The sequence below is a fragment of the Pseudomonas sp. MF09150 genome, from assembly GCF_059862355.1.
The window spans coordinates 42,496-58,104 of the sequence record NZ_JCBCUS010000007.1 but is presented as its reverse complement, the minus strand read 5'-3'; the positions used below and the strand labels follow the sequence as shown (position 1 = coordinate 58,104).

The following is a 15,609-nucleotide window of genomic DNA, read 5'->3' as shown; positions in this document are numbered from 1 at the left end:
ATTGCAAGCATAATCCTGGCAGGAAACCCCATGACGGACGCGTTCGAACTCCCCAGCACCCTGGCCCACGCCCTTCAACGCCGGGCGGCTCAGACGCCCGATCAAGTGGCCTTGCGCTTTCTTGCCGAAGACCAGGATCAGAACGTGGTCCTCACTTACCGCGACCTCGATCTGCGCGCGCGGACCCTGGCTGCGGCCCTGCAAGCCAACGCCGAGCTGGGCGACCGGGCGGTGCTGCTGTTCCCCAGCGGGCCGGATTATGTCGCGGCGTTTTTTGCCTGCCTGTATGCCGGGGTGATCGCGGTCCCGGCTTATCCACCGGAGTCGAGCCGGCACCATCACCAGGAGCGGCTGATCTCGATCATCGCCGACGCCGAGCCCAGGCTGCTGCTGACCAGTGCCGGCCTGCGTGAATCCCTGCTGCAGATGGAAGAGTTGCAAGCCCCCGGAGCACCGCCCCTGCTTTGTGTCGACACGCTCGATCCGAGCCTGGCCCAGGGCTGGCGGGCCGTTGAGCTGGCGGCCGACGATATCGCCTTCCTGCAATACACCTCCGGTTCGACGGCGCTGCCCAAGGGTGTGCAAGTCAGCCATGGCAACCTGGTGGCCAACGAACTGCTGATCCGTCGCGGCTTTGGCATCGACCTTAACCCCGATGATGTGATCGTCAGTTGGCTGCCGCTGTACCACGACATGGGCCTGATCGGCGGGTTGCTGCAACCGATCTTCAGCGGCGTGCCCTGTGTCCTGATGTCCCCGGGGTATTTCCTCGGTCGGCCCCTGCGCTGGCTGGAGGCGATCAGCGAGTACGGCGGCACCATCAGCGGTGGCCCGGACTTCGCTTACCGCCTGTGCAGCGAGCGGGTCAGCGAGTCGGCCCTGGCGCGCCTGGACCTGAGCCGCTGGCGCGTGGCCTATTCCGGTTCCGAGCCGATTCGCCTGGACACCCTGGAGCGTTTCGCCGAGAAATTCGCCGCCTGCGGATTCACCTCCCATCAGTTCTTTGCGTCTTATGGTTTGGCCGAGGCCACCTTGTTCGTGGCCGGCGGTACCCGTGGCCAGGGCATCCCGGCGTTGCGCCTGGATGACCGGGCCCTGGCGCGCAATTGCGCCGAGCCGGGCAGCGGCAATGCGCTGATGAGTTGCGGCAGCAGCCAGCCGCTGCACGCGGTGCTGATCGTCGATCCTCACAGCTTGTCCGAACTGGCCGAAAACCAGGTGGGCGAAGTCTGGGCCGCCGGCCCGAGCATCGCCCACGGTTACTGGCGCAACCCCGAAGCCAGCGCCAAGACCTTTGTCCAGCACGCTGGTCGCACCTGGCTGCGCACCGGTGACCTGGGCTTTATGCGCGCTGGCGAGCTGTACATCAGCGGGCGCCTGAAAGACCTGCTGATCGTGCGCGGGCACAACCTTTATCCACAGGACATCGAGCAAACCATCGAGCGTGAAGTGGAGGTGGTGCGCAAAGGCCGGGTCGCGGCGTTCGCAGTCACCGAGCAGGGCGTGGAAGGCATCGGCATTGCCGCCGAGATCAGCCGCAGCGTGCAGAAAATCCTGGCGCCCGAGGCCTTGATCAAGCTGATTCGCCAGGCCGTGGCCGAGGCCTATCAGGAAGCGCCAAGCGTGGTGGTGCTGCTCAACCCGGGGGCGTTGCCCAAGACCTCCAGCGGCAAACTGCAACGCTCGGCCTGCCGCACGCGCCTGGCCGATGGCAGCCTGGATCACTATGGATTGTTCCCGCCGTCGCACGGGGGCGCCCTTGAGTCGACCCCGGCCGAGCAGGGCAGCAGTGAGCTGCACGCCGTGATTGCACAGATCTGGGCCGAGCAGCTGCAAGTGCCCCACGTGGCGGCCGATGATCACTTCTTCCTGCTTGGCGGCAACTCGATTGCCGCGACCCAGGTGGTGGCGCGCCTGCGGGAAGCGCTGGGCCTGGAACTGAACCTGCGGCTGCTGTTCGAGGCCCCGACCCTGGCCGGTTTTGCTGCCCAGGTGGCGCGCCTGCAACAGGACGGCGGCCTGGCCCAGGGCGCCATTGGCGCCTTGTCCCGCAGCGAGGCCCTGCCGCAATCCCTGGCCCAGAACCGACTGTGGATCACCTGGCAACTCGACCCGCAGAGCACGGCCTACAACATTCCCGCCGGTTTGCGCCTGCGCGGCGAACTGGACCAGGACGCCCTGCGCACCAGCTTCGAGCAATTGATCGAACGCCATGAATCGCTGCGCACGCGCTTTTTCGAACGCGACGGCCAGGCCCTGCAGCAGGTGGCCCCGAGCGCTGAATTCAACCTGCAACTGATCGATCTCGGCGACCTGCCGCCGGCCGAGCGCGAAGCCCGGGCCCGGCAGATCCGCGAGGACGAAGCCCGCACCCAGTTCGACTTGGAGCACGGCCCGCTGCTGTGGGTCACCCTGCTGCGCCTGGACGACGAAGAGCACCAACTGCTGGTGACCTTGCACCACATCATTGCCGACGGTTGGTCGCTGAACCTGCTGATCGACGAGTTTTCGCGCCTGTATGCAGCGGCCTCCCAGGGGCAGGTGGCGACGCTTGCGCCCCTGCCGTTGCAGTACGCCGATTACGGCAGTTGGCAGCGCCAGTGGCTGGCCCAGGGCGAGGGCGAACGCCAACTGGCGTATTGGAAACAGCAACTGGGGGACGAGCACCCGAGCCTGGAACTGGCCACCGACCACCCACGCGCCGCGCAGCTCACCCGCAGCGCCGCACGCCACAGCCTGCGCCTGGGCGCGAGCCTGAGCGAGGCAGTGCGCGAGGCCGCCCAGGCCCAGCAATCGACCGCCTTCATGGTGCTGCTGACGGCGTTCCAGAGCCTGTTGTATCGCTACAGCGGTCAGCGCGACCTGCGCATCGGCGTGCCCAATGCCAACCGCCCGCGCCTGGAAACCCAGGGCCTGATCGGCTTCTTCATCAACACCCAGGTGCTGCGCGCCAACATCGATTCGCGGCTGTCGTTCGCCGAGCTGCTGCAACAGACCCGGCTAGCCGCGCTGGAAGCCCAGGCCCATCAGGACCTGCCGTTCGAACAACTGCTGGAAGCCTTCCCCCAGGCGCGGGAGCAGGGCCTGTTCCAGGTCATGTTCAACCACCAGCAGCGCGATCTCAGCGCCTTGCGCCGGCTGCCCGGGCTGCTGGCCGAAGAGTTGCCGTGGCACAGCCGCGAAGCCAAGTTCGACCTGCAACTGCACAGCGACGAAGACCGCAATGGGCGCCTGAGCCTGGCCTTCGACTACGCCGATGAACTGTTCGACGCCGCCACCATCGAGCGTCTGGCCGAGCATTTCGTCAGCCTGCTGCAACAGGCCTGCGAGCAGTCGGATACTGCAATTGGCGACCTGCAACTGCTCAACCCGGCCGAGCAGGCCCAGCAACTGCAATGGAGCAGCGCCCCCTGCGCCCCGGCCACGCGCTGGCTGCCGGAGCTGCTCTGCGAACAGGCGCGGCTGACCCCGGAGCGCAGTGCCCTGCTGTGGGACGGCGGCCAGATGAGCTTTGCCGAGCTGCACACCCAGGCCAACCGCCTGGCCCATTACCTGCGCGACAAGGGCGTGGGCCCGGATGTGCGGGTGGCGATTGCCGCCGAGCGTTCGCCACACCTGCTGATCGGCCTGCTGGCGATCCTCAAGGCCGGTGGCGCCTATGTGCCGCTGGATGCGGATTACCCCGCCGAGCGCCTGGCCTACATGCTGGGCGACAGCGGCGTCGAGCTGCTGCTGACCCAGACCCACCTGCTCGAGCGCCTGCCCCCGGCCGAGGGCGTCAGCACCATCGCCATGGACAGCCTCAAGCTCGACACCTGGCCAAGCCAGGCCCCGGGCCTGCACCTGGATGGCGAGCACCTGGCCTATGTGATCTACACCTCCGGTTCCACCGGCCAGCCCAAGGGTGTGGGCGTGACCCATCAGGCGCTGAGCGAACGCTTGCAGTGGATGCAGGCCACCTACCGCCTGGACGCCAGCGATGTGCTGATGCAAAAGGCGCCCATCAGTTTTGACGTGTCGGTCTGGGAGTGCTTCTGGCCGTTGATCACCGGTTGCCAGTTGTTGATCGCCGCCCCCGGCGAGCATCGCGACCCGCACCGTATCGCCCGCTTGGTGCAGGACTTCGGCGTGACCACCCTGCACTTTGTGCCGCCGCTGTTGCAGCTGTTTATCGATGAGCCCCTGGCCGCCCAGTGCACAAGCCTGCGCCGCCTGTTCTCCGGGGGCGAAGCCTTGCCTGCCGAATTGCGCGGCCGAGTCCTGGAGCAACTGCCGCAGGTGCAACTGCACAACCGTTATGGCCCGACCGAGACCGCGATCAACGTTACCCACTGGCACTGCACCGATGCCGACGGCGAACGTTCGCCCATCGGCCGGCCCCTGGGCAATGTGATTTGCCGCGTGCTCGACCACGACCTCAACCCATTGCCTGCCGGCGTGCCGGGTGAGCTGTGCATCAGCGGCAACGGCCTGGCCCGTGGCTACCTGGGACGTCCGGCGCTGACCGCCGAACGTTTTGTGGTCGACCCGCTGAGCGTCAGCGGCGAGCGCCTGTACCGCACCGGTGACCGGGTGCGTTGGAGCCGCGAGGGTGTGCTCGAATACCTCGGACGCCTCGATCAGCAGGTCAAACTGCGGGGCTTTCGCGTCGAGCCGCAGGAAATCGAAGCGCGGCTGCTGGCCCAGGACGGCGTGGCCCAGGCTGCGGTACTGGTGCGCGACACCCTGGCCGGGGCGCAACTGATCGGCTACTACACCAGCAGTGACAGCAGCGAGGAGCACGCGGCGCAGAGTGTCCGCCTGAGAACCGCGCTGGCCGCCGAGCTGCCGGACTACATGGTGCCGGCGCAACTGCTGCGCCTGGAGGCCATGCCCCTGAGCCCCAGCGGCAAACTCGACCGCCGTGCCTTGCCCGAGCCGCAGTGGCAGGTGCGCGAGCACGTTGAGCCGAGCAGCGCCCTGGAACAGCAAATCGCCGGGGTCTGGCGCGAAGTGCTGGGCCAGGAACGGATCGGCCTGCGTGACGATTTCTTCGCCCTGGGCGGCCACTCGTTGCTTGCCACGCAGATTATTTCCCGCACCCGCCAGGCCTGTGATGTCGAGCTGCCGCTGCGGGTGCTGTTCGAAGCCAGCGAGCTGGGGGACTTTGCCGAACAGGTGCGATTGATCCAGGAAGCGGGGCAACGCAACCAGCAGCCGCCGATTGCCAAGGTCGACCGCAGCCTGCCGGTGCCACTGTCCTATTCCCAGCAGCGCATGTGGTTCCTGTGGCAAATGGAGCCCGACAGCCCGGCCTATAACGTCGGCGGTATGGCGCGCTTTAGCGGTGTGCTGGATATCGGGCGTTTCGAGGCGGCGTTGCAGGCGCTGATCATGCGCCATGAAACCTTGCGCACCACCTTCCCCAGCGTCGACGGCGTGGCCCGGCAACAGGTGCACGGGCAAAGCGCGGTGCGCATGGCCTGGAAGGATTTTTCCGCGCTCGACGCTGCGGCCCGGGAGTCGCGTCTGCAGCAACTGGCCGACAGCGAGGCGCATACACCGTTCAACCTGGAGACCGGCCCGCTGCTGCGGGTGTGCCTGGTCAAGGCCGGCGAGCAGGAGCACTACCTGGTCCTGACCCTGCACCACATCGTCACCGAGGGCTGGGCGATGGATATTTTCGCCCGGGAGTTGAGCGCGCTGTACGAAGCCTTTATCGACGACCGCGAGTCGCCCCTGGAACCCTTGCCGGTGCAGTACCTGGACTACAGCGTGTGGCAGCGCCAGTGGCTGGAGGCCGGCGAACGCCAGCGCCAGCTCGACTACTGGACCACGCAACTGGGCTACGAGCACCCGCTGCTAGAGTTGCCCAGCGACCGTCCGCGGCCGCCGGTGCAAAGCCATCAGGGCGAGCTGTACCGCTTCGACCTGAGTGACGATTTGGCAGCGCGGGTCCGCGCCTTCAATGCGCAACAGGGCCTGACCCTGTTCATGACCATGACCGCGACCCTGGCAGTGCTGCTGTACCGCTACAGCGGCCAGACCGACCTGCGCATCGGCGCGCCGGTGGCCAACCGCATCCGCCCGGAAAGCGAAGGGCTGATCGGTGCCTTCCTCAATACCCAGGTCCTGCGTTGCCAGCTCGACGGGCAGATGAGCGTGGCCCAGCTGTTCGAGCAGGTGCGGCACACCGTGATCGAGGGCCAGTCCCATCAGGACCTGCCGTTCGACCACCTGGTGGAAGCCCTGCAACCGCCGCGCAGTGCTGCCTACAACCCGTTGTTCCAGGTGATGTGCAACGTGCAGCGCTGGGAATTCCAGCAAAGCCGGCAACTGGCCGGGATGAGCGTGGAATACCTGGCCAACGACGCGCGGGCGACCAAGTTCGACCTCAACCTGGAAGTCACCGACCTCGACCATCGCCTGGGTTGCTGCCTGACCTACAGCACCGACCTGTTCGACGAGCCGCGCATTGCGCGGATGGCCGGGCACTGGCGCAACCTGTTGCAGGCGCTGATCGCCAATCCGCAGCAGCGCTTGAGCGAACTGCCGCTGCTGGACGCCGGCGAGCAACAGCAGCTGCTGGACAGCCTGGGCATCGAGCCCGGGGTGCATCGTCTCGACCAGTGCATCCAGCAGCTGTTCAGCCAGCAGGCGCAGCTTCGCCAGGACGCGCCGGCCCTGACATTTGCCGGGCAGACCCTGAGCTACAGCGAGCTCGACAAGCGCGCCAATCGCCTGGCCTGGATGCTCCGTGAGCGTGGGGTTGGCCCCCAGGTCCGGGTCGGTCTGGCCCTGCCGCGCTCCCTGGAAATGGTCATCGGCTTGCTGGCGATCCTCAAGGCCGGCGGCGCCTACGTGCCCCTGGACCCGGAATACCCGCTGGACCGCCTGCATTACATGATCGAAGACAGCGGCATCGGCCTGCTGCTCAGCGACAGCGCGATGTTCGAGGCCCTGGGCCCGCTGCCGGCCACGGTCGGGCGCTGGTGCCTGGAGGCAGACGGCGCGCTGCTGGCCGACTACCCGGCCAGTGAGTTGCCCTTTATCAGCCTGGCGCAGCATCAGGCCTACCTGATCTACACCTCGGGTTCCACCGGCAAACCCAAGGGCGTGGTGGTGGCCCACGGCGAAATCGCCATGCATTGCCAGGCGGTGATCGAGCGCTTCGGCATGCGCGCCGACGATTGCGAGCTGCACTTTTATTCGATCAACTTCGACGCCGCCACCGAGCGCCTGCTGGTGCCGCTGCTCAGCGGCGCCCATGTGGTGCTGCGGGCCCAGGGCCAGTGGGACGCGCAGGAGATCTGCCAACTGATCCGCCAGCACCGGATCAACATCCTCGGCTTTACCCCCAGCTACGGCAGCCAGTTGGCGCAGTGGCTGGCAACCCAGGGTGAAACCCTGCCGGTGCGCATGTGCATCACCGGCGGCGAAGCCTTGACCGGCGAGCACCTGAGCCGGATCCGCGCGGCGTTCCAGCCGAGCCTGTTCTTCAACGCCTACGGCCCCACCGAAACCGTGGTCATGCCCTTGGCCAGCCTCGCACCCCAGGTGCTGGAGGAGGGCGTCGGCAGCGTGCCGATCGGCAGCGTGATCGGCGCCCGTGTCGCCTACATTCTCGATGCCGACCTGGCCCTGGTGCCGCAAGGTGCCACCGGTGAGCTGTATGTCGGCGGTGCCGGCCTGGCCCAGGGCTATCACCAGCGTCCGGGCATGAGTGCCGAACGCTTTGTCGCCGACCCGTTCAGCACCGAGGGCGGGCGCCTGTACCGCACCGGCGACCTGGTGCGCCAGCGTGCCGACGGCCTGGTGGAATACCTGGGGCGGATCGACCATCAGGTGAAAATCCGTGGTTTCCGCATCGAGCTGGGGGAGATCGAGACCCGCCTGCTGGAACATGCTGCGGTGCGTGAGGCGGTGGTGCTGGCGCTGGAGATGCCCGGTGGCCGGCAGTTGGCGGCCTACCTGGTGAGCGAGGCGGCCGAGCACGGCGCCGAGCAGCAGAACGCCCTGCGTGATGCGCTCAAGCTGCACCTGAAAAGCCAGTTGCCGGACTACATGGTGCCGACCCACCTGATCTTGCTGGCGAGCATGCCCCTGACCGCCAACGGCAAGCTCGACCGTCGCGCCTTGCCCCTGCCGGACCCGGAGCTCAACCGCCAGCAGTACGTGGCGCCGAGCAACGAGTTGGAGCAGACCCTGGCTCAGGTCTGGTGCGAAGTGCTGAACCTGGCCCAGGTCGGCCTGAACGACAACTTCTTCGAACTGGGGGGCGACTCGATCCTGTCGATCCAGGTGGTCAGCCGGGCGCGTCAGCTGGGTATTCATTTCAGCCCGCGTGACCTGTTCCAGCACCAGACGGTGCAGACCCTGGCCGCCGTCGCCAGCCGCAGCCAGCAGGTCAGTGCCGAGCAAGGCCTGCTCAGCGGCGCGTCGGGCCTGACGCCGATCCAGCACTGGTTCTTCGACAGCGCCATTCCCGAGCGCCAGCACTGGAACCAGGCCTTGCTGCTGCAACCGACCCAGGCGCTGGATCCGCAGCACCTGGAGCAGGCCCTGTTGACGGTGCTGGAGCACCACGACGCCCTGCGCCTGCGCTTCAGCCAGGACTCGGGTGCGTGGCAGGCCGAACACCAGGCCCTGGGTGACGAGCCGCTGCTGTGGCACGTGCGCGTGCCGTCCATGGAGCGTTGCCTCGAACTGTTCAGCGACGCCCAGCGCAGCCTCGATCTGCAGCAGGGGCCGCTGTTGCGGGCGCTGCTGGTGGACGGGCCGCAAGACCAGCAACGGCTGTTGATTGCCATTCACCACCTGGTGGTCGACGGGGTCTCGTGGCGCGTGCTGCTGGACGATCTGCAAAGCGTCTACCGCCAGTTGCTCGAGCAGCAGGCGCCGCGTCTGCCGCTGAAAACCAGTGCCCTGCGCGACTGGGCGGCGCGCTTGCAGGCCTATGCCGGCAGCGAGTCCCTGCGCGAAGAGCTGGGCTGGTGGCAGGATCAACTGGCCGGTCCCAGCGCCGAGCTGCCGGTGGAGCGCGCCCAGGGCGGGCAGCAACACCGGCACGGGCAGACCGTCAGCGTGACCCTGGATGCCCCGTGCACCCAGCAACTGCTGCAACAGGCGCCCGCCGCCTACCGCACCCAGGTCAACGACCTGCTGCTGACGGCCCTGGCGCGGGTGCTGTGCCGCTGGACCGGGCAGGACTCGGCATTGATTCAGCTCGAAGGCCACGGCCGCGAAACCCTGTTCGACGACATCGACCTGACCCGCAGCGTGGGCTGGTTCACCAGTGCCTACCCGTTGCGCCTGACCCCGTTGCAGATCGAAGAAGCAGCCGGGCAGGGCGCCTCGATCAAGGCCATCAAGGAGCAATTGCGCGCGGTGCCGCACAAGGGCCTGGGTTATGGCGTGCTGTGTTACCTGGCTGACGACCTGAGCCGCCAGACCCTGGCCGCCTTGCCCCGGGCGCCGATCACCTTCAACTACCTGGGGCAGTTCGACCAGAGTTTTGCCCAGGACGCGTTGTTCCGCCCCCTGGACGAGCCGGTGGGCCCGGCCCACTCGCCGGACGCACCGCTGCCCAACGAGCTGAGCGTCGACAGCCAGGTGTATGGCGGCGAACTGGTGCTGCGCTGGACCTTCAGCGCCGAGCGCTTCGACAGCCAGACCATCACCGACCTGGCCGAGGCCTACCTGGGCGAGCTGCGCAGCCTGATTGCCCATTGCCTCAAGGACGATGCCGGCGGCCTGACGCCCTCGGACTTCCCCCTGGCCCGCCTGACCCAGGCACAGCTGGACGGTTTGCCGGTGCCGGCGGCGCAGATCGAAGACGTGTACCCGCTGACCCCGATGCAGGAGGGCATGTTGTTGCACACCCTGCTGGAGCCGGGCACCGGCCTGTACTACATGCAGGACCGCTACCGCATCAACAGCGCACTCGACCCCGAGCGTTTCGCCCAGGCCTGGCAGGCGGTGATCGCCCGTCATGAAGCCTTGCGCGCGTCCTTCTGCTGGAACGTCGGCGAGGACATGCTGCAAGTTATCCACAAGCCGGGCAGCACGCCGATCGAGTACCTGGATTGGACTGCGATAGCCGAGGCCGAGCAGGAGCCCCAACTGCAAGCGCTGCTCAAGCGTGAGCGCGAAGCCGGGTTCGAACTGCTGGAGCAGGCACCGTTCCACCTGCGGCTGATCCGCGTCGGCGCCACCCGCTACTGGTTCATGATGAGCAACCACCACATCCTGATCGATGCCTGGTGCCGCTCGTTGCTGATGAATGACTTCTTCGAGATCTACAGTGCCCTCGGCGAATGCCGCGACCCGCAACTGGACGTGGCGCCGCGTTATCGTGACTACATCGGCTGGCTGCAACGCCAGAGCCTGGCCGAGGCGCGCCAGTGGTGGCAGCGCAACCTGCAAGGGTTCGAGCAGACCACGCCGATCCCCAGCGACCGGCCTTTCCTGCGTGAACACGCCGGTGACAGCGGCGGCATGACCGTCGGCGACTGCTACACCCGTCTCGATGCCCGCGACGGTGCGCAATTGCGCGAGTTGGCGCAGCAGCACCAGCTGACCATCAACACCTTCGCCCAGGCGGCCTGGGCCCTGGTGCTGCGGCGTTTGAGCGGCGAGCGCGACGTGCTGTTCGGCGTCACCGTGGCCGGACGCCCGGTGGAGATGCCGCAGATGCAACGCACGGTGGGGCTGTTTATCAACAGCGTCGCGCTGCGGGTCAAGATGCCGGCTGACGATCAGCCGTGCAGCGTGCGCCAGTGGCTCGGCGAGTTGCTGGCCAGCAACATGGAGCTGCGCGAGTACGAATACCTGCCGCTGGTGAGCATCCAGGAACACAGTGAACTGCCCAAGGGCCAGCCGCTGTTCGACAGCCTGTTTGTGTTCGAGAACGCGCCGGTGGAAGTCTCGGTGCTGGACCGTGCGCAAAGCCTCAATGCCACCTCGGATTCGGGCCGCACCCACACCAACTTCCCGCTGACGGCGGTGTGCTACCCGGGGGATGACCTGGGGCTGCACCTCTCTTACGACCAGCGTTACTTCGACGAGAACACCGTGCAGCGCATGCTGGGCGAGTTCAAGCGCCTGCTGCTGGCGCTGATGCACGGCTTGCACGGGGACATGGCCGACCTGCCATTGCTCGGCGAGCAGGAGCAGCAATTCCTGTTGCACGACTGCAACCAGAGCGCCGGTGATTACCCGCTGGAGCGCAGTTACGTCGAGCTGTTCGAGGCGCAGGTGGCGGCCCATCCGCAACGCATTGCCGCCACCTGCCTGGATCAGCACCACAGCTATGCCGAGTTGAACCGACGCAGCAACCGCCTGGGGCATGCCCTGCTGGCCAAGGGCGTGGGCTTCGACCAACCTGTGGCGCTGCTGGCCGAGCGCGGCCTGGACCTGCTGGGCATGATCATCGGCAGCTTCAAGGCCGGGGCCGGTTATCTGCCCCTGGACCCGGGCCTGCCGAGCCAGCGCCTGGAGCGCATCATCGACCTGAGCCGGACCCCGTTGCTGGTGTGCACCGAAGCCTGCCGTGAACAAGCGCAGCACCTGCTCGACGAGTTGGCCTGTGCCCACCGCCCGCAATTGCTGGTGTGGGAGGCGGTGCAGGCCGGCGATTTTGCCGAGGGCAACCCGGGCCGCTACAGCGCCCCGGACAACCTGGCGTACGTGATCTACACCTCGGGTTCCACCGGCCTGCCCAAGGGCGTGATGGTGGAGCAGCGCGGCATGCTCAATAACCAGTTGAGCAAGGTGCCGTACCTGCAACTGAGCGAGGCCGATGTGATCGCCCAGACGGCGTCCCAGAGCTTTGATATTTCGGTCTGGCAGTTCCTCGCTGCGCCGCTGTTCGGGGCGCGGGTGGACATCGTGCCCAACGCCCTGGCCCACGATCCCCAGGGCTTGCTGGAACACGTGCAGGCCCAGGGCATCAGCGTGCTGGAAAGCGTGCCGTCACTGATCCAGGGCATGCTCGCCCAGGACCTGGTGGTGCTCGACGGCCTGCGCTGGATGCTGCCCACCGGCGAGGCGATGCCACCGGAACTGGCGCACCAGTGGCTGCTGCGTTATCCACAGGTGGGCTTGGTCAATGCCTACGGGCCGGCCGAATGTTCCGATGACGTGGCATTCTTCCGCGTCGACCAGGCCTCGACCCGTGGCAGTTACCTGCCGATCGGCACGCCCACCGACAACAACCTGCTGTACCTGGTGGACGACGCCCTGGCCCTGGCACCTCTGGGTGCGGTCGGCGAATTGTGCGTGGCCGGCACCGGTGTCGGGCGCGGTTATGTCAGCGATCCGCTGCGCACCGCCCAGGTGTTCGTGCCCAACCCGTTCGGCGCGCCGGGCGAGCGTTTGTACCGTACCGGTGACCTGGCGCGGCGCCGCAGCGATGGCGTGCTGGAGTACGTCGGGCGCATCGACCACCAGGTGAAAATCCGCGGCTACCGCATCGAACTGGGGGAAATCGAAGCCCGCCTGCACGAGCACCCGGACGTTCGCGAAGCGGCGGTCGGGGTGCAAGAGGGCGCCAATGGCAAGCACCTGGTGGGCTACCTGGTGGCCAGTGACTCGGCGCTCACGCCCGGCGAACGCCTGGAGCGGATCAAGCAGCAACTGCGCAGCGAACTGCCGGAATACATGGTGCCGCTGCATTGGCTATGGCTGGAGCGCATGCCTCTCAACGCCAACGGCAAGCTCGAGCGCAAGGCCCTGCCGGCCCTGGAAATCGGCCAGTTGCAAGGCCAGGACTACCTGGCACCGCGCAACGAACTGGAGCAAACCCTGGCCGCGATCTGGGCCGAGGTACTGAAGGTCGAGCAGGTGGGCATCCGCGACAACTTCTTCGAGCTCGGCGGCCACTCGCTGCTGGCCACGCAGATCGCCTCGCGGGTGCAAAAGCAACTGCAACGCAACGTACCGCTGCGTGCCATGTTCGAATGCAGCACGGTGCAGGAACTGGCCGAGTACATCGACGGCCTGGGCACCAGCGAAATCGATGAAGAAAAAGCCGACCGCCTGAGCGATCTCATGGCCGAACTGGAGGGCCTCTAACCCACTGACCCTGTAGCCGCTGCCGAGGCACGAGGCTGCGCTGTCCCCTTCATCCGCCAACCCACCCGTAGGCGAATCCAAGGTCAGCCCAGCCTCCATCTTGCGCGGCAATCCTTGCTATAGTCCCGCCCCCATGCCCGCCAGCGCCCTCATCGTTGCTGCCGGGCATTGTTGTTTCAGACAGGTTTTCAAGAATCAAGAGTCAAGGATCAGGGACGATGACGGCACAGCTTTACTGGCGGGATATCGAGAGTCGGCAAGGCCGCTGGGTGGGCCTCGGGGTTCAGGTCGAGGGCGAGGCGCGCAAGCCCGAGCTGCACCTGCTGACCGGCAACAACTGGCGGATGCAGCTGATGCTGGGCGCCACGCCACTGTTCTGGGCGACCATGGCCGGTTATTGCGACGGCGTGTGGCTGATCAGAAATGCCCAGGCGGCCGAGGCGCTGCAACTGTTGCCGAGCATCTCCTCGGCAGAGGTCGAACAGCATCAGGCGCTGGCCCCCGACGCGCGGCTCAAGGCCTGGAGCCGCCATTTCGTCAGCCAACTGCACAGCCTGCAAACGGACTTCTTCTACCCCGGCTACTGGATTGCCCGGGGCCTGCTGCCGGACCCGGACAACATTCGTGGCATCGAGCGCAACGGCGTTTCGGCCTGGTCCTTTGCCTCCATCGACGACACCTCCAGCCACCTGCCGGGCTGGCGCCTGCGGGGCACGGCGCTGGCCGACGACCTGGCCGTGGAGCCGGTGCACTGGATCAACTGGTGGTCCCACGACAGCAACCTGATACGCCTGCGCCGCGTCGACCCCACGGCCGGGCGCCTGAAGTGGTGGCGCAAGAAGGCGCGCGAGGGCAGCTTGCCGCCGATCCTGTTGTGGTTCGTTGGTGGCCTCAGTGCCTATGTGGTCCTCGATGGCCATTACCGCTTGCAGGCCGCCATCGAGGAAAACCGCCCGCCGCAGTTTATCGTCCTCAGCTCGACCCATATCCAGCCGGTGCAGCCCGACCCCGATTGGCAGCAACAGGTGCTGGAAACCTTGCGCCGGCAGATCGACAAGTACCCCAACTTCAACCCGGCGAGCATGAATGACGTGCTGATCCACGCCTTCGACGACCGCCCCGAGCATTCCCCGCAGACCCACACCTGGGTCGGTATCGGTTCGGACCAGGCCTGGGTCGATGAGGTCAGCCAGCATTTGCAGGCCCAGGGTGAAACCGAGCATTTGCAGGACATTATTCAGCGCAAGGCGTGAGCGCAGGCAGGGATTGAGGAGTGAAGGTGGAACAGATTTTCTGGCGTGATATCGAGGACCTCGCAGGCAACTGGAGCGGCCTGGGCGTGGACGTGAAACGGCCGTGCGCTGCCAAGCCGCCGTTGCGTCTGCTCAGTGGCGACAACCTGCGCATGCAACTGGTGCTGGGGGATCAGACCCTGCTCTGGGGCACCCTGTCGCGCTGCTATTACGGGGTGTGGCTGATCCGCAACACCCTGCTCGAACAACTGCCGCTGACCCTGGTCGAGGCCATTGATTCGCCCACGGTCGAACAGCACGCGCAACTGGCGCCGGCCTTGCGCTTAAAGGCCTGGAGCCGGTTTTTCATCGACCAGCTGCGGCACCAGCAGCCCGACTTCCTGTACCCCGGCTACTGGCTGGTGCGCGGCTTGTGGCATCAGCCGCTGAAGCTGATACAGCGCCAGTGGGCACAGGAACAGCACTGGAATTTCGTCGGCGGCCAGGACGCCCTGAGCCATTTGCCTGAGTGGTCGATACGGGGCGATAACCTTCTGAGCAACCAGGAGCCCGGCGCGCCACGTTGGGTCGCACTCGGGGAAGCCGGCGGGGCGGTGGTCGGCCTGCACGCGGTGGACCGGTTTTCCGGACGCCTTACCGGACGCCTGAAGTGGTGGCGCAAAAAGGCGCGCGAGGGCAGCCTGCCGCCAATCCTGCTGTGGTACGTCAGCGGCCTGAATGCCTACCTGATTCTGGATGGCCATTACCGCTTGCAGGCGGCCCTGGATGAACAGGTGGCGCCGCAGTTCCTGGTCCTCAGCTCGCCGAAACTGTCCCGTTACCGCCGCAATGAAGAAGAGGAACAGAAAGTCCTGAATGCCCTGCTGCGTCAAAGTGAAAAGAACAACCTCGACCTGAGCCACGTCAACCAGCGCTTGATCTACACCTTCGACGACCGCCCCTACCACAGAGTCGGCAGCCAGGCCTGGGCCGGTATCGCCTCGAACGAGGCCTGGGTCGACGAAGTGACCCGGTATTTGACGGCGCACGGCATGACCGAGCAGTTGCCGAATATCATTGAGCGCCGTGAGTGAGGTTGTGCTACAACCCCGTCGCCCCGATACCCTGTAGCCGCTGCGGCCAGGCTCGGGCCGCGTTCGGGCGCTGGCCCTCAACGACACCCCCAAACCACTGACACCCTATCGGCGGCTATCCTGGCCAGCGCAGCCCGGCGGCAGCGGCTACAGGTGCCTCAATCAATCTGACTTCCTGTTGCCTTTGGTCGCGGACACAGAGGTGCTGATCCACCTCTGCCTGCTGCTTG

At 66.4% G+C, this 15,609-nt stretch carries 3 protein-coding genes; all 3 read left to right on the top strand.

Annotation, left to right across the window (positions count from 1 at the left end):
- The first annotated feature begins 30 nt into the window (after positions 1 to 30).
- The 3 genes from AC19YX_RS23875 to AC19YX_RS23865 all read left to right on the top strand — a co-directional run bounded on the left by AC19YX_RS23875 (position 31) and on the right by AC19YX_RS23865 (position 15,379).
- The gene (locus AC19YX_RS23875) at positions 31 to 13,053 is read left to right on the top strand and encodes a non-ribosomal peptide synthetase (RefSeq protein WP_500607190.1); all 13,023 of its coding nucleotides are present in this window, start codon (positions 31 to 33) and stop codon (positions 13,051 to 13,053) included.
- 218 nt (positions 13,054 to 13,271) lie between these two features.
- Positions 13,272 to 14,306, top strand: coding sequence for a hypothetical protein (locus AC19YX_RS23870; protein WP_500607189.1), 1,035 nt, complete (start codon positions 13,272 to 13,274; stop codon positions 14,304 to 14,306).
- A 26-nt stretch (positions 14,307 to 14,332) separates the two neighbouring features.
- Positions 14,333 to 15,379, top strand: coding sequence for a hypothetical protein (locus AC19YX_RS23865; RefSeq protein WP_500607188.1), 1,047 nt, complete (start codon positions 14,333 to 14,335; stop codon positions 15,377 to 15,379).
- Positions 15,380 to 15,609 lie beyond the last annotated feature (230 nt).

What these genes read in the sequence shown, in the direction of transcription:
- AC19YX_RS23870 (WP_500607189.1), top strand. Translation starts at nt 13,272, where the DNA reads ATGACGGCACAGCTTTACTGGCGGGATATCGAGAGTCGGCAAGGCCGC.
- AC19YX_RS23875 (WP_500607190.1), top strand. Translation starts at nt 31, where the DNA reads ATGACGGACGCGTTCGAACTCCCCAGCACCCTGGCCCACGCCCTTCAA.